Raw genomic sequence first — 21,552 nt, forward strand, 5'->3', positions numbered from 1 at the left:
AATATTAAGGTGAATAATTGTAATACAAATTACTTTTAAGGTTATTTAACCTTATTGTCAACATTAAATAAGGCTATAAATCCTGATATCTTTTCAACATTCAGCAAATTGACGAACATGAAGAATAAAATCTTACTAGATCAAATTGAAAAATTACTTCGCGAAAAAAAAATAAGTGCCAGAAAAGCCTCTATTAAGGCTGGTGTTGGAGAGGATTTTATCAGAAATTTAAAAAGATATAGTAATATCCCAAAAACAGATAAATTGTTAAAGCTTGCCCAAGCCCTAGATGTGAATGTAAATTACTTCCTTAATGCGGCGCAATGTAATGAGTCAATTTCGCCAGTTGAGGTGAATTCACCGATTCCAATCACAACAATTTACATACGTGGCGAAGTCCAAGCAGGACAGTGGAATACAGCAACAGAATGGACCGAAAACGATTGGATTCCGTTGACCGTTCCTGTTGATCGCCGCTATAAACATTTTACCAGCTTTGCCTTGACTGTCAAAGGCGATTCTATGAATTTATTATACCCCGAAGGTACGATTATAATTGCGGTTAATTTCTCTGATATTGGTCGAAATCCAGAAGACGGGGATTGCGTCATCACAATCAGGAGAGATTCTTTAACCGATTGTTATGAAGCAACACTGAAAATTATCCAAATCAAAGAAGATGGCAGTGTTCTGTTATGGCCCAAAAGCGATAACCCCAATTTTGTCAAACCAATTATTTTGCCAAAAATGACCACAGAATATCAAGGTAATGGTATGGATGGTGATATTGCGTCGACTCCTGATATTACGATTCAAAGCCTCGTAATTGGCAGCTATAATATGGTTGGTAAAATGAATATCAAATAATAATAAACTTCAATGCATTAACTACAATTTAACACGAATAATACCACGAAATCGTAACTATAAAGAACATATTTCAAAACCAATAATGTTATAACATGGTAATGAATATATGACGAATAATAAAAAAGACCTGTATTCTAGTCAAAAGAATACAGGTCTGTTCATTGGTATTTTTTCAGAATAAAATTATTTACCAGTAGCTGATTTTAAATGTTTATTACATTCACTGTAATATCCACCACCTTTTTGAATCCATTTTAAGCCACCATTTTTATTTGATGTTTTATTCAAATGATATTGCTTTTTACAGGTATTCATACGAGCAGTTCCCTCTTTTTCACTGGCAAACTGAGGGTCAATTTTATCAGGGAACACAACATCTCCACTGACAACAGGTGCTTTTTCCACTGCGTCTTTTTTCACAGGCTCTTTTGCTTCATTGGCTGGTTTGTCAGCTTTTGCCGCATTTGCTGCTGGTTTATCAGCAGGGATGGCAGCTTTTTGATCGCAGTTGGCTGCTTTGAATTCTTTAAAATTCTTTTCTTTTAATGTATTGGCCTTTTTAGCAGCACTAAATTGCTCGTAACATGCTTTTCCTTCTGCTGCATGAGCAGAATAAGAAAACCCAACCATCGTGCCGACTGTTAACACAGCAACAGTAGCATAAGATCCTAATATAGAAATTGGGGAAAGGAAATTTTTCATGGATTACCCTTTTAATATGAAAAAAAACTACCGATAAATAATATCCTTTTTAGATAAAGACACTATTCAAACATTCATAAGAATTATGAGTTAATCTGCTCATTATGTAAAGCCATATCCAACCCTTCACGTTCTTCATCTGGCGTCACACGCAAGCCAATGGCTTTATCAATTAATTTTAATAAAACCCAAGAAACCATACCACTCCAAATAATGGTCACCACTACGGCTTCTATTTGAGCAATCACCAATCCAATAGATGCCGAGATTCCTGCTGGATCAGATTCCGTCGCGGATAAAGGACCAAATGCGAATACACCAGTCAGAATAGCACCAATAATGCCACCAATCCCATGCACCCCGAACGCATCCAAAGAATCATCATAGCCTAATTTATGTTTCAGATAAGAACAGCTCCAAAAACAGGCTATTCCACCGATAAAGCCCATTAATAACGCAGGTCCAGGCAACACAAACCCTGCCGCTGGCGTAATCACCACAAGCCCCGCAATAGCACCAGAAACAACTCCTAAAACAGTTGGCTTTTTACGTTTGATCCATTCAATACACATCCAGCCAATACCACCTGATGCGGCGGCAACTTGAGTAACCAACATCGCCATCCCTGCGCGTCCATTTGCCCCTAATGCTGAGCCTGCGTTAAAACCAAACCAACCCACCCATAACAAAGATGCACCAATCACCGCATAGCCCACATTATGCGGGGATAAATCACGTTTACCAAAGCCTATTCTTTTGCCGACCATAAATGCGCAAACCAAACCAGCTACCCCAGCATTGATATGCACCACAGTGCCACCCGCAAAGTCAATCGCCCCTAACGCAGCCAACCATCCTGTTGAAGTCCATACCCAATGTGCAATCGGCACATAGGATAATAATCCCCATCCAAGGCAAAACAAACATAATGCGCTAAATTTAATACGTTCCGCAGCGGACCCGACTAAAATTGCCACGGAAATGATGATAAATGTCATTTGAAAAATAACATAAACACTTTGTGGAATGGTCATCATCACAGGTGCTGAACTATCAGCCCCTAATACAAACCCTTTATCAATCCCCAAATGATAATGATCTAGGATCCCACCCAGCATAAATTGAGAAACATTTCCAATAAAAGGCGTTCCTGTGGTAAAAACAAGACTATATCCAATCACAACCCATAATATACTCATCATACAACAAATAGAAAAAGATTGCATCATCGTTGCCAGAACGTTCTTCTTTCTGACCATACCAGCATAAAACAAAGCCAATCCAGGAATAGTCATTAATAAAACCAATGCTGCACTGATTAGCATCCATGCTGTATCCCCTGTATCCAACGTTGGTGAAACAACCGTAGCGCCATAAGCATGCATGGGCATTATACCAAGCAACCCCATTAGAAAATAATTTCTTAGCCGCAAAACAGTTAAAATTCTGCCCCCCATAGACAAAAATCCCCTTCTAAAATACGATGTATGAAAAATATAAAATCCTCAAACAGTCCAAAATGATAATTATACATCAATAAATAGTTCATTCTTGATATATAATTTTTAATCTAAACACGAAACTGTGATTGTTGGTAATATTTTTTTGCCAAATCAATATAAAAAATAAATCTGTTTCTTAAAAATGACATATTATATAAACTGAAAACAAAGTAATAATATATGTAATCTTTATCTTAGGATTTTTTGAAAATAAATTTTGCGAGGCTTTATTAATGAGTGATTCTTTATCGCGTTATCCAAATCCCATTATTCCAAAACAAAACGCCATGAATAATCCACGCAATACACTTGCCAGTGGTCCAGATAGTCATGAAATCAATCTGGATGCTTTATGGATAAAAATAATCGACGAAAGCCGTGCTTGTTGTGACCCTTTATTAGCCAGCTTTTTTAATGCGTGCGTTCATCGCCACCCTAATTTTTCCGCAGCATTGGCGGATATTATCGGACGCAAATTAGGCGATACTTCGATTTCCCCATCAGCACTGACGCACCTGATCCAAGAAACCTATCAACAGAGCCCTCCCTTGGTCTCTGTCGCAGCGGCGGATTTAATTGCGGTCATGATGCGTGATGCCGCTTGTAATAATTTAGTAACGCCTTTTTTATTTTTTAAAGGATTTCATTCAATCCAAGCCCACCGCATTGCCCATTGGTTATGGAGACAAGAGCGTCCTTTCCTTGCCTTGCATATGCAAAGCCGTATTTCCGAAGTCTTTGCGGTGGATATTCACCCCGCTGCAAGACTGGGTCAACGGGTTATGATTGACCATGCCACAGGTGTCGTCATTGGGGAAACGGCTGTCATCGAAGACGATGTTTCTATTTTACAAGCCGTTACATTGGGTGGTACCGGCAAGGTCGAACAAGATCGCCATCCAAAAGTACGCCGTGGTGTCTTAATTGGCGCTGGTGCCAAAGTTCTGGGCAACGTAGAAATCGGCGAAGGGGCAAAAATCGGCGCTGGTTCGATTGTATTGGAAAATGTCTTGCCTTATACCACAGTCGTCGGCAACCCCGCCCGCCCTGTTGGTGTCAAACACAAAGACTTGCCTGGAATCTCAATGGATCTTTCTCTACCGCCGATTGATTATGTAATTTAACATTATCATGTTGCAAAAGGGTAAGATATAAAAATTTTATATTCTTAGTCTTTTGCATATTAAAAGTCATATTCTTTTAATATGTGATTAAACAATGTTAAATGATATTTCCAACCTAGCGCATCAGACATATAGAACTACAACCCATGTTTGCAAGAATTATATATTTCGGTTAAATTAAGTATCGAAAAAATTTTTGAATATAATCAGCATTTCTATATGATTGAATTAGGGATTACAGGTAATGGTTATATGCCCGTTATTGCCCCCATTTCCAAAGAACCTTAATCTTAGATCAAAAACGATTAGGAGGAGATATGTCCCACCTTAAATATGACTTTGATGATTATCATTTTGGATATGACGACTATTTATATCAATTTAGAAAACTTCTTGATGCCAAACCTTCTATGAAGGATAACGATATTAATTGGGACGAAAACTGGCTAACTCGTTATAATTACTTGCTTAAGGTTCCTAAAAACCACACCAAGAAGTTCTTTATGACTATCCACATGAAATATTGTTAATTGTTCGCAGCATCCCCCCTAACGAAGAAATCGATAACGAGAATAATAGACAATTCAATGATATCAATTCCCCATTATTCCAACATTATCTAAAGTATCGCTCTTAACAAAACCTATAACGTAGATCGTATCAAAACCAACACTATTTAAAGCTGCATACTCTAAAAAAAATTATATATATCTCACTTTACCCCATTGATCGGCAAAAATTTAAACATGGGTGCTTCTTTGAACGATGCAGTGGCGTTACCAGAGAAGATATTGGTTTGGTCTTTGCCAAGGTCTAATTTTTTGACTTTGCCAGTTTTTTCCGAGAAATCGACTTGATCTAAATCAACCCAGAATATATTGGGTGTTAATGCGGATTCAAAGTAATAGCGTTTATTTTGCTGATCCGCCAACGTGCGCCATCGTGTCGAGGAAATATTGGGTTCGTTTTCTGTATTAATACCAAACGGCACAGACGCATTGCGAATCACACTAAATACGCTTGCCACAGCAGTCCGATTATCAAGTTTTTTGGGAATAGCATTAATATAAAAAGAAGCCCTAGCAAAACGATCCGCAGCACGATTGGTGCCTGGCAACATGACCGTTCCCCCAATGGATTTCCAGTAAGCATCCAACGCTAATTGCTGGTCAAATACGGGCGAGTTCGTCAGCACTTGGTATTTACGATTATGGTGAATGATTTGTTTGCCATCAATATATTCGATAATCGCACTGTCGCCCGTTGGATCAGAGATAGACATATGTAAAGTCGCCATTCTTTTCTCACCTGGAACAGCATCGGTGATGACGGTAAATGGTTCTTTTTCCAATGCTGCAACAGCTTCATCAACGGTGGAAAAATTATCCAATACATATTGCCCCCATACAGAAAGAGACAATGTCGGTTTATCCTTGACAGGCGTGGGGTAAACGGACTCTACCAACCACAACATATTCACATCCAGACCTTTTTCATTCATACCGTCTGTGGTGGCAATGTCATATCCTGTGGCAATTACGCTGCCATATTTAGATTTCCAATGAATTGTATTTTCACCCGTGGCACCGTCTCGATTCATTCCTCGAGGTAAAATCCATAAATTCGTTCCAACATCGCGTTTCCAATCCATAGATCGTGCGGTAATGACTTGTTTATTATCACCTAAATAGACTGCCCTAGTGCAAGCCAAGCTGGTCGAAGAAAATAAACAAGTCCCTGCAATAATAGCATTCAGCAATTGACGCATGATCTATAACCCTATTCCCAACATAATTATTCATATAAGATAATCAAAAAACAATAAGATTACAATATTATTCTGGGATAAATTGTTCCAGCTCGTCCAGTCTTTTGGAAACAAAATCAATATCCAATATATTCACCCATGCGCTAAGATGATCTGGCTGGTTATGATCCACGCCTGTATCGAATTTATCCGCCCAATATCGTAATTGACCTTGCAAAGACATTGTCAGGAAACAAGGATTATCATGATGACTGGGGATTAATTCATAAATGATTGTATTGGGTTTACAAAAAGCAATATTTGACAATCCAGCCCCCAGTAATGCCACAACGATTTTCGCATGCTGAAAGATCACAATCTGTTCATCAATACTATATTTTTCCGGATCAAGGATAAAATATCCCTTTGCCTTTAATAACGCAATTAAATCGCCTTCATTGCTGAGATGGCGGTGCTCTTTATTGGCACGGCTGATATAAATCTTATCATGACATAATTCAGAGGTTACAGGAATTTTTACATTCCCAACCATTATTTCATAGGCTTTGACCGACAATTTAGACTCAATAAAATCCGCCTCACCCGTTGCCAGTTCATAATAAATCAATGATGAAAAGAAATATTGTCTGTCTTTTTCCACTTGGAGACATTGGGATAATTTTATTCCCAACAACTCCAAAGTGCGCTGTTGCCAAGAGGTTAACGCCATCGGGATTAAATATTTACCCTCTATCCCCGATTGTTTCGCCGCATAAAACGCAGGGATCGCATGAGCCAACCAATGAAAATAATTCCCTTCCCAATGGTCAAAACAACAAAAAACAGGTTCTTGATCTTCGTAAATAATCAGATTTTCAGAACGAACAGACAAAGATTTCAGTAGATCGCCATTAATAAAATGGCTGCTATTCACAATTGTTTTATTGTCTTTGAAAAAAACTTTGTAATAAACGTCTAAAACAATTTCTGGTAATTGATAATAATATATTGGTTTAGCAGCACTTTTCCAACCAGAAAATGGATAATAATGCTGATTTGACAAACGCTCAACACCAACCCATGTCAGGCGACCATCACATAAATCACAAAATTCAATTTCAACCTGCTTTTGCGCAACGTCCGCAAGGTATAAATCTTTGGGTTCTGATATTACTTCCGCCTTTAGTTCCATAAAATCTTCCTGCTTGCTAAACTGCTTTTTAATTGCAGAAAAAAATGAATTCAATCCCATTAATTTATACCTAAATGATTTCAACGAATATTAAAAGAAATGACGTGTGATCTCATATAAAGCAATCGCTCCAGCCACAGAGACATTCAAACTATCAATATCGCCCGTCATCCGTAGGCTGGCAATTTCATCACAATTTTTTTTGGTCAACTGTCTGATCCCTGCACCCTCTGCACCCAAGACCAAGACAACGCGGCGTTTTACAAAATCAGCACCATTCAGCAAATTGCCATGTGCATCCAATCCAACCACCCATAATCCAGACTCTTTTAATTTAATCAATTCACGGGAAAGATTAACCGCACGCATAATGGGAATAGTGTCCAACCCACCAGAAGCTGCCTTGGCCATAACACCACTTTCATCAGGAGAGTGACGATCTTGTAAAATCACCCCAGCCGCACCAAAAGCCACCGCAGAACGTAAAATAGCCCCAATATTCCGAGGGTCGGTAACTTGATCCAACATTAAAATAGGACCTTCACGTTCCAACATATCCTCTATACTGGCGCTGCCCAACGGCATGACATGCAACGCAATTCCTTGATGCACTGCCTCCTTGCCACAGATTTGATCCAATACAGGACGTTCAACAATTTCATGTCCTATTTTAAGCGGTGTATCCAATTTTGAAATTACAGTGTCATACGCATCAGACGTTGCCACCAAACGCATTTTTTGACGTTTACGATTGGATAATGCCGCTTGTACTGCATGTTGCCCATACAACCAAAAACCACCCTTTATAGTATAATTCGCATTGTTATTTGTGTTAGGACGAGGTCTTCTATTCATGGATCATCAATCTTTAAAGTTATTAAAAAACAGACTTTATAAAAAAAAACGAAAATTCTCCAGTGAAAAGTTATTTATCTTGTTGACAATTGCTTAACAAACCTGTTATTAACCTCCTATCTTATTTACGGAGGGGTGCCCGAGTGGCTAAAGGGGGCGGACTGTAAATCCGCTGACGTACGTCTACGTTGGTTCGAATCCAACCCCCTCCACCATCCATATTGTCCAGTATGTTGATTTTATTTCCCATAATAAATTTATTATTTATCTCTAATCATTGCTATGGTTAATTGTTACTTTAGTCAACATAATTAAATTTGAACAATATTAATCACACCTACTTATTACATATTTAAGAAATCAACGTTTTTTAAAAAATGATATTTTTCTACTGGTTCTTAAACTAATATTATTCACAAGACCAACTATCTTTTCTTTTTAGATTCTGATTCTTGATTCTTTTAAAAAGACAAATTCAATACAAGGCTTGATCTTACTGCATTCTATTAACGATAATCGTACGATTTGCGTTCAAATTTCCTCCCACCTATTCTCTATAATAGAATTTTTAAAAATTATACATAGAGTTACTAACAAAGTTATCCACAGATTTTTTCAAAAATAATATTGTTTTAAATGCAGAGCAAAAACGTCTATTTCTGTAGATATTATGGTCTTGTCGCAAATATTGAATGGTGCTGTGATTAGCCATAAAGCTAGCTAATTTAGACGGGTATATTATTATTTAAACCGAATATGCTTTGAATGAGTTTTATTTGTTCGTTGATTGTCCATTTTCCTTTAAAGCCCAGTCCTTTTTTTATCCAGAGAATGGCCTCATATCCTTTGAGTGTTTTCCTTGCGGTATGAAAAGACTGAAAGCAACCATTCTTTGGGATAATTCTCTTTACTCTAAAATGATCATTTTCTATTCCCTGTTGTAAAGATTTCTTTGTTTCATGAACGCAGTGATTGGCAAGGATATGCTCACTCTTCATGGTCTGTATGGTTTTTGGAAAAGGAGATGCTTTATCTGTTCCAATATGGGTTGGAGCGAATAGACCATCTTTTTTAAACGCCTTTCTAAAGAAACGTTGTGCTGCTTTGATATTTCTTTTAGCTGTTAATAAGAAATCAATAGCAGTTCCATTCTTATCAATGGCTCTATATAGATACTTCCACTGACCTTTTACTTTGATATAGGTTTCATCAATCCTCACCTCACCACAATGGGGTTTTCTATAGCTTCTCAAACGTTTTTCTAATAGAGGAGCATAGCGTAATACCCAACGGTTTAACGTGCTATGATCTATATTTATCCCACGTTCTAAAAACAATTCCTCAATGTCTCGATAGCTAAGACAATAGCGTAAATACCAGTTTACCGCTTGGATAATCATCAACCCACTAAAGTGGCGACCTTTAAAATCATCCTTAGATCTTAATATAAGCTTGCTATAGATACCAATAGACATAAATCGTTCCTAAAATATAAATACTCACTCCATTTCTACATCATACTAAAATACATAATTAAATTTGCGACAAGACCGTATAATCTCATGATATAAGATGGGTTTTATAGTGGGTTATAATATGAGTCGCATACCAGCTGGTCAATTAACTATTCGCAAGATTGATGGTCTCGAGGATGGCGTTCATGGTGATGGTGGAAACCTTTATTTAACCATCAAAGGGCAAGCGCGTCATTGGACAGTGCGTTATTTTAGTCCAACCACCAATAAACGTCGTGAGATCGGTATAGGATCAGCTTACATCCTGACTCTAGCCAAAGCACGCCAGATCGCTGTTGATATACGCAGGCAAATTGCAGAGGGCATTGACCCTTTGGAACTCAAAGCCAAAGCAAAGCATCAAAAGCAAATACCACATTTTGCAGAATTAGCCGAACGCTATATCGAAGAACAACAAGCAGGCTGGAAAGATCCCAGATCCGCCCCCATTTGGAGAAGCTCTTTATCCCGCATTGCTTACCCTGTCATTGGCAGTAAAATCGTCTCATCTATTGACACGGATGATATTCTTGCTGTGTTAAAACCCATTTGGACAACCAAGACAGAAACGGCCGATCGGGTTCGTGGTCGAATAGAACGTATTTTAGATTATGCAACAACGCATCACTGGCGTGAAGGGGATAATCCAGCACGTTGGAAAGGGCATTTATCCAATATCCTTCCTAAGCCCTCCTCAGTAGCTAAAGTCCAACATCATGCAGCCATTGAATGGCAAAAGATCCAACCTGTGATTGTTAACTTGCAAAAATCTGATGGCATCAGTGCGTTGGCTGTGCAATTCTTATGTTTATGTGCATCTCGTTCCAGTGAAGTGCGTTTTGCACGGTGGGAGGAAATTGATTGTGATCAAGCCATTTGGACAATTCCAGCCAATCGTATGAAGACAGGGAAAGAACACCGCGTGCCTCTATCACACCAAGCCATAAAGATTTTAAAGACAGTTGAAGCATTTAAAAAAGATAGTAAGAGTTTTATCTTTCCTAGTATTAAAACGAACAAAGGATTATCTGACGTTGCCTTATCCAAAGCTTTGCATTTGGCTGCTAATACCAAAGAAGTCACCATTCACGGATTAAGATCAACTTTTCGGGATTGGTGTGGAGAAGCCACCAGTTGGCCAAGAGACGTGGCAGAAATGGCATTGGCTCATACGATTGCCAATAAAGTAGAAGCCGCCTATCGTCGTGGCGATCTATTTGCCAAAAGACGCGACATGATGCAACAATGGGCTGAGTATTGTTATCAGGAAAGTTAAATGTCAAAGACACGTAAAAAATTCCTTAGACGTATATACAGATATTCATATCAAAAGGGCGCGGCATGGCCTTTTTATTTTGAATTACAGATTCATAATCCAAAGGGAAACCCAAAAACCGATATATGGGAGATTATTCATGAAGATTTTGAAGAACCTGTCATTACAGTCGATGAAGTGAATCGATGGTTTACCAAGTCTTTTTTTGAACTTACGTTAAATGAAACAGAATTATTTACAAAAAAGTTGAACATTTTACGCGTTACAAAACCTATTTATACAATGCCTGTATATGAACCTATGCGTCAAGTTATCCATCTTTATCAAAAATTATGGGATAGCTTACCCGATACAATCAATTTCTTAGATGAAAAAGCTACTATTTTTAATGATAATATAGATCAAATGAAAGATATTGTTTTTTTATCTACTCATTGCAAAGCTATTCTACAATTAATTAATTCTTTAAAACAAAATGCTTATCTTATTGATGAACCATCATTAAAATATCAATCAGCAACCAACTTTAAAATATCAATCAGCAACCAACTTTTGGCATATTGATACGGTTTTTATTGCTCAAGAAATACTACATTTTGCAGAAACTAGAAATTTAAAGTTTAGTTTTAAACAAGCAAATTCTATTTTTATTCAGCTGATCCATTATATTTTAAAAAGAGTTGGAATACGTTGCGTCAGTCAATCTGCCATTGTGCAAGCATTAAACCGTTTTAAATCAGAAAAAGAATATAAAAAAATGATTAAATATGCACCTGATTAATCGTCATTCATTTAATTTTTATTAACAAGATAGTGTAATTCTTCGTCACTCATCTCTTGTATTTTCTTCATTTGATGGATATTGGCATTTACTTCATTTAATCGTGCATGTAGATAAGGTGCAGCTCCTTTGGCAGCTTCTAAGGCTAGTTTATAATCTTCACTTTCATAGGCTTGATTCATAATCTTTAGAATGATTTCTAATGGGCTTTGAAAATCTTCTTTGTCCATGATGGCTTGGACAGTTGATAAAGAGATTTTATGAGTTGATCCTTTTTTACGTCCTGATCCGTCTCTATATCCACCACGCATTTTTTATTCTTGCCTCTTTTATTGATTAATTTGATTATTTTTCAATGTGACACTCTTTATGATCAGCATTAACAAACTCAACTTTAATGGATTGCTCATCTCTGTTGGATTGTGAATTAAGTTCAACTTTATCACCATATATTTTTGGTAACATCTTACTTAATCGCCATTTCATCGTATCAATCTGTAAACGTGCTTGTTGGATTTGGATCATGCTTTGCATAGGCTGACGAATAATCTCATCCATCTCATCAAAGAATTGATCTGCCTGCATCATTCTTGCTTGTGTGTATTGGTCGGAAAACGCTTTATTACTTTGTAACCAACTATAAATTGTATCGCGATTAGGTAAAGAATCATCTTTACAAATTTGACGCAAACTTTCTCCGTCAACGATTCTCTGACAAATATGATCTATTATGTCTTTTGTATAGATTGAAGGTCGTGCCATTTAATAAAAAACCAATAATAACGTTATATATCAATATATTATTATAAAATATTTTTCCAAAAAGTACAAGATTTTAAAAGCCCAGTACATTTTTAAAAAAAGTTGTACTGGGGGCAAAGGCTAATATTTATGATTATTAGTTATCTCCATTTAACATATACAACTTGGAGATTGTCGATTATGACACAACCAACACTTTACCACCCGATGTCTTTACTAAGCATCAAAGATACTTGTGCATATTTAAGCACTTCACGGGCAAATCTGTATCGCTTATTACAAGCTGGCAAGTTAGAAGCCATTAAGATGGGGCGCAATACTCGTATCCCTTATGCCTCTATTGAAGCCTATATTCATAGCTTACCCAAACTTCATGATCATTCCTCTACTCAACGTAAAGGAGTGTAATCATGAGTGTTTATGTCAAAACAAATAGCTTCAGAGCTACCCCTCATCAATCTTTGATCAACTATAAAGCCATCAAAGAACAGGCAAGGATCAATAGTCATTCTTTATTGAGACAATGGCTACCTAATGGGATCATTAAAGCCCATGAATATATTGCTTTAAATCCCACGCGCAATGATCAGCATTTAGGATCTTTTCGAATTAACATGCGTTCAGGACAATGGGCAGATTTTGCAACCTCTGATCGCGGTGGGGATTTAATTGCATTACTGGCTTATTTAGATCATTCCACTCAAAGCCAAGCAGCACGTAAAATCTCTTCCCTTTTTGGATTGGAGGTTCATCATGTTGGATAAAGTCAACTCATCTTCAACTTGTGTAGAGCAAGAACTGATCTGGGAACCTATCATTCCAGCACCAAACGAACCCAATAAACCATCATTTGCATCCAGTATGTGGGTTTATCGTGATGCGAACAATAACCCATTAATGGCAAGATTGCGCATTAAAAAAAGTCATGTGAAGAAAGACTTCTTACCCATGACGTATGGACACCGTGTATGGATTGATAAGCATGGAAATAAGCAAGATCAAACCAAGTGGCACTTTAAAGAACCCAATTCAGTGTTGCCATTATATGGGTTGGAGATCCTTACACAGCGTCCAACTGATCCCATCCTTATCGTTGAAGGGGAAAAGACAGCCGATGCCGCTCGGATTTTATTCCCTGATTATGTGGTGATGACCTCACAAGGAGGCAGTCACGGAGCCAGTCGCAATGATTGGTCAGTGTTAAAAGATAAATCCATCATCATTTGGCCAGATCACGATCAAGCAGGGGAAGATTATGCAAAAAATCTTATTGAAATTTTATATGAGATTGGTATTCAATTCCTTCGCAAAGTCGCTTTACCAACAGATTTACCCAATGGATGGGATCTGGCTAATCCTGTTCCTCAAGATTGTTTAAAGAGTAATCAAAAAGAACACGACTATTTAACGCATTTACTGAATAATGCTCAGCCGATCGAAAAACCCATCAAGATCATGATGCCCTCTGGTTATAAATTCTATAAAGATGGATTATATTATACCAATCCTTCTAAAGATGATGCTTTACCGGTTAAAATCTGTGACCCCTTTACGATCTTAGGTGCCACAGAGGATAAACACGGTGCTAATTGTGGGTTATATATTGCGTGGATCAATCAGAACTCAGGTACAGAGCATACATATTCTATTCCACGTAGTTTAATCCATTCTAATGGTAATGAGATTCCTGCCACCTTAGAGGGGAAAGGATTGGCATGCCTTATTGCTGGACGGAAATTGTTATTGAACTTTATCAGTCAAGTAAGAATCAATATCCTATTACGGAGCACTCATAAAACAGGCTGGCATCATTTAAATAACCAAGCTTTGTTTATGATGCCGAATGGGAAGGTTATAGGGTCATCATCACAAACTAATAGTAGCTTAATCCTACAAACGGGGAATATCCATCAAGGGCAATGCTTTACCCAATCTGGTAGCTTATCAGACTGGCAAGAACAGATCGGACGGTATTTGGTTGGTAATTCTCGATTACTCTTCTTTGCCTGTGCTTCTTTGGCAGGAAGTTTACTGGAGATCACTTATATTTCTGGGGGTGGATTACATCTAATCGGTAAAAGCCAATCAGGGAAAAGCACAGCGTTATTTGTTGCAGCCTCTATCTGGGGGAAAGGTGCCAGAGATGGACAAGTCAGAAGCTGGCGACATACAGGCAATGGATTAGAAGGTATTGCCAATGAAACGTCTGATTTATGTTTAATCTTAGATGAGTTTGGAGAAGCCTCAGCCAAAGAGATTGGGGATATTATTTATATGCTGGCCAATGGAATTGGTAAAGGCAGAGCCAATCAATTGGGTAATGCACGTTCTGTAAAAACATGGCGATCCATCTTCTTATCCTCTGGAGAAGTGATGTTAGATCAAAAGATGGGAGAAGATCAGAGATCCAGTAAAATGGGGCAGAAAGTCAGATTTATGGAAATCCCAGCCGATGCTGGGGCAAATATGGGGTTATTTGAAGATATCCATGAATTTAAAGAAGCTGGATTATTCGCATCTTACCTACAAACGCAATCAGCCAAATTCTATGGCACGGTTGGGCTGGCTTTTATTGAATCTTTATGTAAAGCACGTCAAAACAATGAGGAAGGCTTTAAACAACAACTCATACAAGCCATAGAACAACGCACACAAGCACTTTTATCAAAGAACACAACCAGCAAAGATGGTGCGATCAGAACCATTGCACAGCGTTGCGCCTTGATTGAACAAGCAGGATTACTAGCCATTGAGTATGGAATATTCCCATTTGATCAAAATATGATTATTCAAAGCACTGAACAATGCTTTAAAGACTGGATCAATCACAACCCCAATCTGCAAGAACATGAAGAAAAACAAATGATCCTGCATATCAAACATTATCTCGAAACGCATGGAGCCAATCGGTTTATTGATATGACGTTCGCAGATACCGACAGAACGCCCCACCGCGTTGGGTATAAAAAGAAAAATACCAACGGCGTGTTCGATTATTTAATCCTTGCGCAAAATTGGGAAAAGGACATGTGTAAAGGATTTAATGCAAAAGAGGTGGCAAAAGCACTCATGAAAACTGACTTATTAGAACAAAAAGAAGGCGTGCGACCGAACTATAAACTTACTATTCCTAGTATAGGATTAACACGTATTTATCACATTAAGGCCAGCATTATGGAGTATGAATAAACAAAAATAAAACCTAAAAAAAACACTGGGGAACGTGGGGAAGCTGGGGAATGAGCAGAATACAGCCATTAATTCCTTCCCCAGTAAAAATATGCATTGGGGAGCACTGGGGAAGAAAAAACTAAATAAAAAACATTATAAATCAATATGTTATAAAACACTCCCCACGCTCCCCAGCTTCCCCAAGGAAAAATGAAGGGTTTTTTACTCATGTTTATTTTAGAAATTACCCTTAATTATAGAATTGAGTTTTTGTAGCCTCTCAGTCATATAATTACACGTATCATAAGAAACAACAGAACGAATATCATTTAATGCTTTATCTGGAATTTGTGGATGTTCATTATGTGCAATTTTTCTAAATGCTTTTTGGATCATATTTGATGTGCTTTGATCTAATGTAGATGTTGTTGAATTATCCATCAACGCTAAACTATCACTTGAATATTTATTGTTTGCATTATAAGCAATAACCATTTCAACAAGTTCAATAAACTTACCAATGTTTAATTCAATAGGGTTAAAGTTATAATCTCTATCAATTGTATAATCTTCTAGATATAATTTAACTCCCACACAAACAGGCACAGATTTTTGATCTGTTGATTTTATTTTAAGATTTATAAAATATACAGATAATGCTCTAAGATCACTATTTTTAGAACAAAACAAATCTGTACTTGAGCCTTTATTGTAATTACTACATTTAACCAAAGAATTATCATTAAAATCAACAATAGGCGGCTCTGCATGAGATGAGTTGAATAAAGTTATATTAATTAAACATATTAATACAAAGGATGCATATTTAATATAATTAAATTTTTGCTTTTTATACATTGTCATTTTCCTTTAATATTTTGATTAATAATTTAAAGACAAACAGTAAAAAATAACAATATAATTTTTTTTTAAATAAGCTAAAGTAATAATAATCATGTAACACAAATTTCAAACGGAGCCATCCCGTGACGACACCCTTACAAAACTTACTTGCACAATTCAGACTACAAACACAAACAAAACGTGACAAAGGAACCAGTTTTGAAAATCTAATGGTGCAATATTTTAAAACAGAGCCTGCTTATAAAAGTATCTATAAAGACGTTCTTTCTTATGCGAATTGGGTGGATCAGTATGGTGATGCATTAAATATCACTAATAAAAAAGATGCTGGTATTGATTTGGTTGGGGTGACGTTAGATGGAGAATATCATGCGATTCAATGTAAAAATTACAATCCTGATGAAACAATCAACAAAAGTGAAATAGATAGCTTTTTCACAGCATCAGGCAAGAAATACTTTACGCACCGTATCATTGTATCAACAACGGATAAATGGACTAAAAATGCCGAGGAAGCATTAGAAAACCAAAACCCACCTGTTTCTAAAATTGATTTACATTATTTAGAACAAAGTATAATTGATTGGTCAAAATACCAAAATCATGCCAAAACGATTTTAAAACCACAAAAGACATTAAGAGACCACCAACAAACTGCTCTTGATGCGGTGCAACATGGATTAAAAACCGCAGATCGTGGCAAGTTGATTATGGCCTGTGGCACAGGGAAAACCTTTACCTCACTAAAGATTGCTGAGGCGATGGCTGGTAAAGGCAAGATGGTTTTATTCTTAGTTCCCAGCCTATCTTTGCTTAGTCAAAGCCTAACCGAGTGGACGCAGGAAAGTGCTATTGAGATAAACAGCTTTGCTGTTTGTTCAGACAGAGATGTTGGCAAAAAACATACCCAAGAAGATGACAGTGTCATTGTAGGGATTAGTGACCTGCAATTCCCAGCGACTACCCATGCCAAGAGTTTAAAAAGAGCAATCACGGTGGCACGGCAAAAGCGCCCAGATGCCATGATAGTGGTTTTTTCGACCTATCATTCTATTGCCGTATTGCACGAGGCACAGACAGGAGAGCATGCGTTATCTGCTTTTGATTTGATTATTTGTGACGAAGCCCATCGCACCACGGGGGCAACGTATGATGGTGAAGAGGAATCTGCTTTTGTTCGCGTTCATGATAATGCGTTTATCAAAGGGAATAAACGATTATATATGACGGCAACACCACGGATTTATGCCGAGGATAGCAAGAAAAAAGCCAAAGATGATAATATTGTTATGTATTCGATGGATGATGTGCCGACTTATGGACAGGAACTTTACGTCATTACCTTTTCCCAAGCGGTGGCACGAGATTTATTGGTGGATTACAAAGTCATTGTTTTGGCGGTTGAAGAAAGTCATATCAACAGACGCTTACAAGGCCTACTAACAGATAATAACAATTCGTTAAAGGTGGATGATGCGGCCAAGATTGTGGGCTGTTGGAAGGCTTTATCTAAACAAGGTTTATTTGAAAAAGATCATGCGCTGAGCAATCCGATGCAACGGGCAGTGGCATTTTGTCAGGTAATTGAAAGCACCTATAAAGGCAAAGTCCATAAAGTTAGCTCTAAACTGATTGCAGAGATGTTTGGCAGTGTGGTTGAACAATATCAAGCTTATGAAACCAAAGAATTATTAAAAGAAAATCCTAATGCACCAATTGATCCTGCCTTAACCATGATTTGTGAGGCAGAACATGTAGATGGTGGGATGAATGCCAGTGAAAAAGAACAAAAGCTGGATTGGTTAAAAGCGGAAACACCAGAGAATACTTGTCGTATTTTATCCAATGTTCGATGCTTGTCTGAGGGGGTGGATGTTCCCGCCCTTGATGCGGTGTTATTTTTAACGCCTCGTTCCTCTCAAGTTGATGTGGTGCAATCGGTTGGGCGGGTGATGCGCAAAGCCCCAAATAAAGAATTGGGCTATGTGATTTTACCTGTGGTGATTCCTGCTGGTATAGAGGCGGATAAAGCGTTGGATAATAATCAGACCTATCGTGTGGTATGGCAAGTATTAAATGCACTGCGTTCGCATGATGATCGTTTTGATGCGATGATTAATAAGCTGGAATTTAACGGCACTGCCCCTGCAAAAATGGAAGTTATCGCAGTTGCAGACAAGATTGCAGCCAAAAAGCAAAAACAAACCAAAACACAGAAAATGGCAGGACAAGCCCGTGGGGGCAGTGCCATTGGTAATGCAGCCCCACCGCCCATCCAAGAAACCATGAGCTTTGAAGTTGGCGAAATTGAACGCGCGTTATATGCAAAAATTGTGAAAAAATGTGGTAATCGCCATCATTGGGAAGATTGGGCAAATGATATTTCCAAAATTGCCCAAACCCACATTGATCGGATTAAGTTGGTTTTGGAAAATCCAGAAAATACACAAGCCATCACGACTTTTAATGAATTTGCACGCGAATTACGTGATGATTTGAATAACAGCATCAGCGATGCAGAAATCGTTGAAATGCTGGCACAGCATTTAATTACGAAACCTGTCTTTGATGCGTTATTTGAGCATTATGAATTTACACAACATAATCCGATTTCCAAAGCGATGCAAAAGGTTCTAGATCAATTTGAAGAACAAAGCCTAGGAAAAGAACGCAATACATTGAACTCTTTTTATGAATCGGTGCAAATGCGTGCCAACGGAATTCATAATGCCGAGGGTAAACAACGCATTATTGTTGAACTTTACGATAAATTCTTTCGGAATGCTTTCCCCAGAATGACGGAAAGATTAGGCATTGTTTATACACCAATTGAGGTTGTGGACTTTATCATTCACAGTATTGAACATGTCTTAAAATCTGAATTTAACAGCAGCCTTGCCGAACCCAATGTACATATTTTAGATCCCTTTACAGGCACTGGCACCTTTATTACACGCTTGTTGCATAGTGGTATTATTCCACGTGACAAATTACCGCATAAATATACCAAAGAAATCCATGCGAACGAGATCGTGTTGTTGGCTTATTATATTGCCGCAATTAATATCGAGTCCACATATCACGGGATGATGACGCAACAAATTGATGGTCGCAACCCTAATGAAACAGAACAAGAAATTGAAAAAGCCTATATACCTTTTGCAGGGATATGCTTAACCGATACGTTTGAAATGACCGAGGACACGCAAAAAGACATTGAACATGATGTGTTACTCCGTGAAAATAATACACGGCGTTCACGTCAACAAAGCCTTGATATTCGCGTGATTATGGGCAACCCACCCTATTCCGCGGGGCAAGAATCAGCCAATGATAATAATGCCAATGTGGCCTATCCTTTGCTGGACGGACGTATTCGGGAAACTTATGCCAAATACTCCACCGCAACCAATAAAAATGCGTTATATGACAGCTATATTCGTGCCATTCGTTGGGCATCGGATCGTATCAAAGATTGTGGGGTGATTGGCTTTGTCACCAATGCCAGCTTTGTCGACAGCAATACCAGTGATGGATTAAGAAAATGTTTAACTGAAGAATTTAGTAGTTTGTATATTTTTCATTTTAAAGGAAATGCCAGAACGTCAGGAGAGCAAAGACGCAAAGAAGGAGGTAATATTTTTGATGCGGGTAGTCGTGCGCCAATTGCGATTTCAATTTTGGTTAAAAATCCTGAACAAAGCCAAAAGGGACAGATTTATTTCCATGATATTGGCGATTATTTAACCCGCACGCAAAAATTGGAAACCATTCAAGAATTCATCAATATAGAGAGCATTACCCAACAACAAGGCTGGGAAAGGATTCTTCCTGATGCGTTTAATGATTGGATCAATCAACGCGATCCTAATTTTGATCTTTATATCTCTATGGGCGATAAAAAAGATAAACAAGCCATCACAATCTTTGAAAATTATTCTCGTGGTGTAGCAACAAGCCGAGATGCATGGGTTTATAATGCTTCTCTGCAACAATTAACGGATCAAATACAACGCTCTATTAATTTTTATAATAATGAAGTTGATCGTTACCTTGCCCAACCCCAATCTGCGAAAATAACCAAACCAGAAAATTTTGTAATTTTTGATTCTACAAAATTTTCATGGGATTTTGCGAATAAACAAGATTTAGAAAAAGGAAAAAAATATCAATTCATTGAGGAATCTCTTTATCAAGCTTTATATCGTCCTTTTACGAAATCCTATTGTTATTTTAATAAAGATTTAAATAATAGACGTTACCAAATGCCTAGACTTTTCCCAACAGCACAAACGGATAACCGGGTGATTAGTGTAACAGGTCTTGGGGTTACGAAAGATTTTTCTTGTATAATGACTAACATTGTTCCTGATGTTCAATTACAAGCAAATGGGCAATGCTTCCCATTATATCTCTATGACACGACCTCCACCGATGATTTATTGGGCAATACCACCCCACAACGACGCGATGCCATTACCAACGAAGCCTTGGCACATTTCCAAGCTGCCTATCCCAATGAATCTTTTACAAAAGAGGATCTATTCTATTATATCTATGGCTTACTCCATTCCGAGGATTATCGCACGCGGTATAATGATAATTTAACCAAACAACTCCCTCGCATTCCTTGTGTGAAATCCTTTGCTGATTTTATGGATTTTTCCAAAGCAGGACGCGACTTGGCAGAATTACATATTCATTATGAAACGGTCGATTGCGATACAAGTGTGCAAATTGACGGCCTGACCATCACTCCCCAAGGGATCAAAGGCGGTAAAGATGATCATTTTTATGTCTCTGCCATGAAATTCATCAAAAAAGACATCAAAACCACGGTGATTTATAACAGTCATTACACCATTAAAAATATTCCAGAGCAGGCCTATGACTATATCGTCAACGGCAAACCAGCCCTTGAATGGATCATGGAACGCCAAAGCGTCACCACAGACAAAAAAACAGGTATCACTAATGATGCCAATGATTGGGCAATTCAAACCATGAACAATCCAAAATATCCGTTGGAGCTTTTCTTGCGTATCATCACCGTCAGCCTTAAAACCAACGAAATCGTCAGAACCCTGCCAAAACTGAAACTGTAACCCTACAAATACAAAACGCTGTCCATAAAATGACAGCGTTTATCGCTTGATAAGAATCTATTCAATCCATAAGATGGGTTTTATTAT

General features: G+C 37.7%; 18 protein-coding genes and 1 tRNA gene. 10 read left to right on the forward strand and 9 right to left on the reverse strand.

The genetic code is table 11. The annotated features are described in order from the left end of the window. Positions 1–117 precede the first annotated feature (117 nt). A complete protein-coding gene (locus tag QJV33_RS02230) occupies positions 118–867 on the forward strand; it encodes a LexA family protein (protein ID WP_281461789.1) in 750 nt (249 codons plus the stop codon). Between the two features lie 186 nt (positions 868–1,053). Here QJV33_RS02230 and QJV33_RS02235 read toward each other — a convergent pair whose 3' ends face one another. Next, entirely contained in the window at positions 1,054–1,572 is a 519-nt protein-coding gene (locus tag QJV33_RS02235) for a hypothetical protein (protein WP_281461790.1), read from the reverse strand. An 83-nt stretch (positions 1,573–1,655) separates the two neighbouring features. Beyond that, entirely contained in the window at positions 1,656–2,963 is a 1,308-nt protein-coding gene (locus QJV33_RS02240) for an ammonium transporter (RefSeq protein ID WP_281463370.1), read from the reverse strand. Between the two features lie 398 nt (positions 2,964–3,361). On the opposite strand from QJV33_RS02240, the gene cysE reads away from it, so the two are divergent. Together cysE and QJV33_RS02250 are read left to right on the forward strand one after the other, a co-directional pair. Continuing rightward, positions 3,362–4,198, forward strand: a complete 837-nt coding sequence (gene cysE / locus QJV33_RS02245) for a serine O-acetyltransferase (RefSeq protein WP_281463371.1) — start codon at positions 3,362–3,364, stop codon at positions 4,196–4,198. Between the two features lie 317 nt (positions 4,199–4,515). Beyond that, a complete protein-coding gene (locus QJV33_RS02250) occupies positions 4,516–4,728 on the forward strand; it encodes a hypothetical protein (protein WP_281461791.1) in 213 nt (70 codons plus the stop codon). 182 nt (positions 4,729–4,910) lie between these two features. On the opposite strand, the gene QJV33_RS02255 is transcribed toward QJV33_RS02250, so the two are convergent. The 3 genes from QJV33_RS02255 to rlmB form a co-directional block, all read right to left on the reverse strand. After that, on the reverse strand, positions 4,911–5,966 hold the full coding sequence (locus tag QJV33_RS02255; RefSeq protein WP_281461792.1) for a linear amide C-N hydrolase: 1,056 nt from the start codon (positions 5,964–5,966) through the stop codon (positions 4,911–4,913). Between the two features lie 67 nt (positions 5,967–6,033). Next, positions 6,034–7,137, reverse strand: a complete 1,104-nt coding sequence (locus tag QJV33_RS02260) for a glycosyltransferase family 61 protein (protein WP_281461793.1) — start codon at positions 7,135–7,137, stop codon at positions 6,034–6,036. 90 nt (positions 7,138–7,227) lie between these two features. Then, entirely contained in the window at positions 7,228–7,992 is a 765-nt protein-coding gene (gene rlmB / locus QJV33_RS02265; RefSeq protein ID WP_281461794.1) for a 23S rRNA (guanosine(2251)-2'-O)-methyltransferase RlmB, read from the reverse strand. Between the two features lie 129 nt (positions 7,993–8,121). Between rlmB and QJV33_RS02270 the strand changes: the two genes are divergently transcribed. Beyond that, positions 8,122–8,207 (forward strand) — tRNA-Tyr (locus QJV33_RS02270). 510 nt (positions 8,208–8,717) lie between these two features. Here QJV33_RS02270 and QJV33_RS02275 read toward each other — a convergent pair. After that, positions 8,718–9,467: an IS6 family transposase gene (locus QJV33_RS02275; RefSeq protein ID WP_281461795.1), complete on the reverse strand. Its 750-nt coding sequence runs from the start codon at positions 9,465–9,467 to the stop codon at positions 8,718–8,720. Between the two features lie 121 nt (positions 9,468–9,588). On the opposite strand from QJV33_RS02275, the gene QJV33_RS02280 reads away from it, so the two are divergent. Next, complete coding sequence (locus tag QJV33_RS02280) at positions 9,589–10,782, forward strand: tyrosine-type recombinase/integrase (RefSeq protein ID WP_281461796.1); 1,194 nt, start codon at positions 9,589–9,591, stop codon at positions 10,780–10,782. Beyond that, on the forward strand, positions 10,783–11,346 hold the full coding sequence (locus tag QJV33_RS02285) for a hypothetical protein (RefSeq protein WP_281461797.1): 564 nt from the start codon (positions 10,783–10,785) through the stop codon (positions 11,344–11,346). A 228-nt stretch (positions 11,347–11,574) separates the two neighbouring features. Here the strand turns inward: QJV33_RS02285 and QJV33_RS02290 are convergent, their stop codons facing one another. Beyond that, positions 11,575–11,874, reverse strand: coding sequence for a hypothetical protein (locus tag QJV33_RS02290; protein WP_281461798.1), 300 nt, complete (start codon positions 11,872–11,874; stop codon positions 11,575–11,577). A gap of 34 nt (positions 11,875–11,908) precedes the next feature. Continuing rightward, positions 11,909–12,325 (reverse strand): terminase small subunit-like protein, encoded by a 417-nt coding sequence (locus QJV33_RS02295; protein ID WP_281461799.1) that lies wholly within the window; start codon positions 12,323–12,325, stop codon positions 11,909–11,911. A 180-nt stretch (positions 12,326–12,505) separates the two neighbouring features. Between QJV33_RS02295 and QJV33_RS02300 the strand changes: the two genes are divergently transcribed. Genes QJV33_RS02300 through QJV33_RS02310 form a run of 3 tightly spaced genes read left to right on the forward strand, consistent with a single transcriptional unit; the run spans position 12,506 to position 15,514 of the window. Beyond that, positions 12,506–12,733, forward strand: coding sequence for a helix-turn-helix domain-containing protein (locus QJV33_RS02300; RefSeq protein ID WP_281461800.1), 228 nt, complete (start codon positions 12,506–12,508; stop codon positions 12,731–12,733). 2 nt (positions 12,734–12,735) lie between these two features. Continuing rightward, positions 12,736–13,089: a hypothetical protein gene (locus QJV33_RS02305; protein ID WP_281461801.1), complete on the forward strand. Its 354-nt coding sequence runs from the start codon at positions 12,736–12,738 to the stop codon at positions 13,087–13,089. Continuing rightward, on the forward strand, positions 13,079–15,514 hold the full coding sequence (locus tag QJV33_RS02310) for a DUF927 domain-containing protein (RefSeq protein WP_281461802.1): 2,436 nt from the start codon (positions 13,079–13,081) through the stop codon (positions 15,512–15,514). Before QJV33_RS02305 ends, QJV33_RS02310 begins: the two co-directional genes overlap by 11 nt. 219 nt (positions 15,515–15,733) lie before the next feature. Here QJV33_RS02310 and QJV33_RS02315 read toward each other — a convergent pair whose 3' ends face one another. Beyond that, the gene (locus tag QJV33_RS02315; protein ID WP_281461803.1) at positions 15,734–16,354 is read right to left on the reverse strand and encodes a hypothetical protein; all 621 of its coding nucleotides are present in this window, start codon (positions 16,352–16,354) and stop codon (positions 15,734–15,736) included. 128 nt (positions 16,355–16,482) lie between these two features. On the opposite strand from QJV33_RS02315, the gene QJV33_RS02320 reads away from it, so the two are divergent. Next, positions 16,483–21,465, forward strand: a complete 4,983-nt coding sequence (locus QJV33_RS02320) for a DEAD/DEAH box helicase (RefSeq protein ID WP_281461804.1) — start codon at positions 16,483–16,485, stop codon at positions 21,463–21,465. Positions 21,466–21,552 lie beyond the last annotated feature (87 nt).

This window comes from Commensalibacter nepenthis, from assembly GCF_029953305.1.
Classification (GTDB): domain Bacteria; phylum Pseudomonadota; class Alphaproteobacteria; order Acetobacterales; family Acetobacteraceae; genus Commensalibacter; species Commensalibacter nepenthis.

What these genes read in the sequence shown, in the direction of transcription:
- QJV33_RS02230 (WP_281461789.1), top strand. Translation starts at nt 118, where the DNA reads ATGAAGAATAAAATCTTACTAGATCAAATTGAAAAATTACTTCGCGAA.
- QJV33_RS02235 (WP_281461790.1), bottom strand. Translation starts at nt 1,572, where the DNA reads ATGAAAAATTTCCTTTCCCCAATTTCTATATTAGGATCTTATGCTACT.
- QJV33_RS02240 (WP_281463370.1), bottom strand. Translation starts at nt 2,963, where the DNA reads ATGCCCATGCATGCTTATGGCGCTACGGTTGTTTCACCAACGTTGGAT.
- cysE (WP_281463371.1), top strand. Translation starts at nt 3,362, where the DNA reads ATGAATAATCCACGCAATACACTTGCCAGTGGTCCAGATAGTCATGAA.
- QJV33_RS02250 (WP_281461791.1), top strand. Translation starts at nt 4,516, where the DNA reads ATGTCCCACCTTAAATATGACTTTGATGATTATCATTTTGGATATGAC.
- QJV33_RS02255 (WP_281461792.1), bottom strand. Translation starts at nt 5,966, where the DNA reads ATGCGTCAATTGCTGAATGCTATTATTGCAGGGACTTGTTTATTTTCT.
- QJV33_RS02260 (WP_281461793.1), bottom strand. Translation starts at nt 7,137, where the DNA reads ATGGAACTAAAGGCGGAAGTAATATCAGAACCCAAAGATTTATACCTT.
- rlmB (WP_281461794.1), bottom strand. Translation starts at nt 7,992, where the DNA reads ATGAATAGAAGACCTCGTCCTAACACAAATAACAATGCGAATTATACT.
- QJV33_RS02275 (WP_281461795.1), bottom strand. Translation starts at nt 9,467, where the DNA reads ATGTCTATTGGTATCTATAGCAAGCTTATATTAAGATCTAAGGATGAT.
- QJV33_RS02280 (WP_281461796.1), top strand. Translation starts at nt 9,589, where the DNA reads ATGAGTCGCATACCAGCTGGTCAATTAACTATTCGCAAGATTGATGGT.
- QJV33_RS02285 (WP_281461797.1), top strand. Translation starts at nt 10,783, where the DNA reads ATGTCAAAGACACGTAAAAAATTCCTTAGACGTATATACAGATATTCA.
- QJV33_RS02290 (WP_281461798.1), bottom strand. Translation starts at nt 11,874, where the DNA reads ATGCGTGGTGGATATAGAGACGGATCAGGACGTAAAAAAGGATCAACT.
- QJV33_RS02295 (WP_281461799.1), bottom strand. Translation starts at nt 12,325, where the DNA reads ATGGCACGACCTTCAATCTATACAAAAGACATAATAGATCATATTTGT.
- QJV33_RS02300 (WP_281461800.1), top strand. Translation starts at nt 12,506, where the DNA reads ATGACACAACCAACACTTTACCACCCGATGTCTTTACTAAGCATCAAA.
- QJV33_RS02305 (WP_281461801.1), top strand. Translation starts at nt 12,736, where the DNA reads ATGAGTGTTTATGTCAAAACAAATAGCTTCAGAGCTACCCCTCATCAA.
- QJV33_RS02310 (WP_281461802.1), top strand. Translation starts at nt 13,079, where the DNA reads ATGTTGGATAAAGTCAACTCATCTTCAACTTGTGTAGAGCAAGAACTG.
- QJV33_RS02315 (WP_281461803.1), bottom strand. Translation starts at nt 16,354, where the DNA reads ATGTATAAAAAGCAAAAATTTAATTATATTAAATATGCATCCTTTGTA.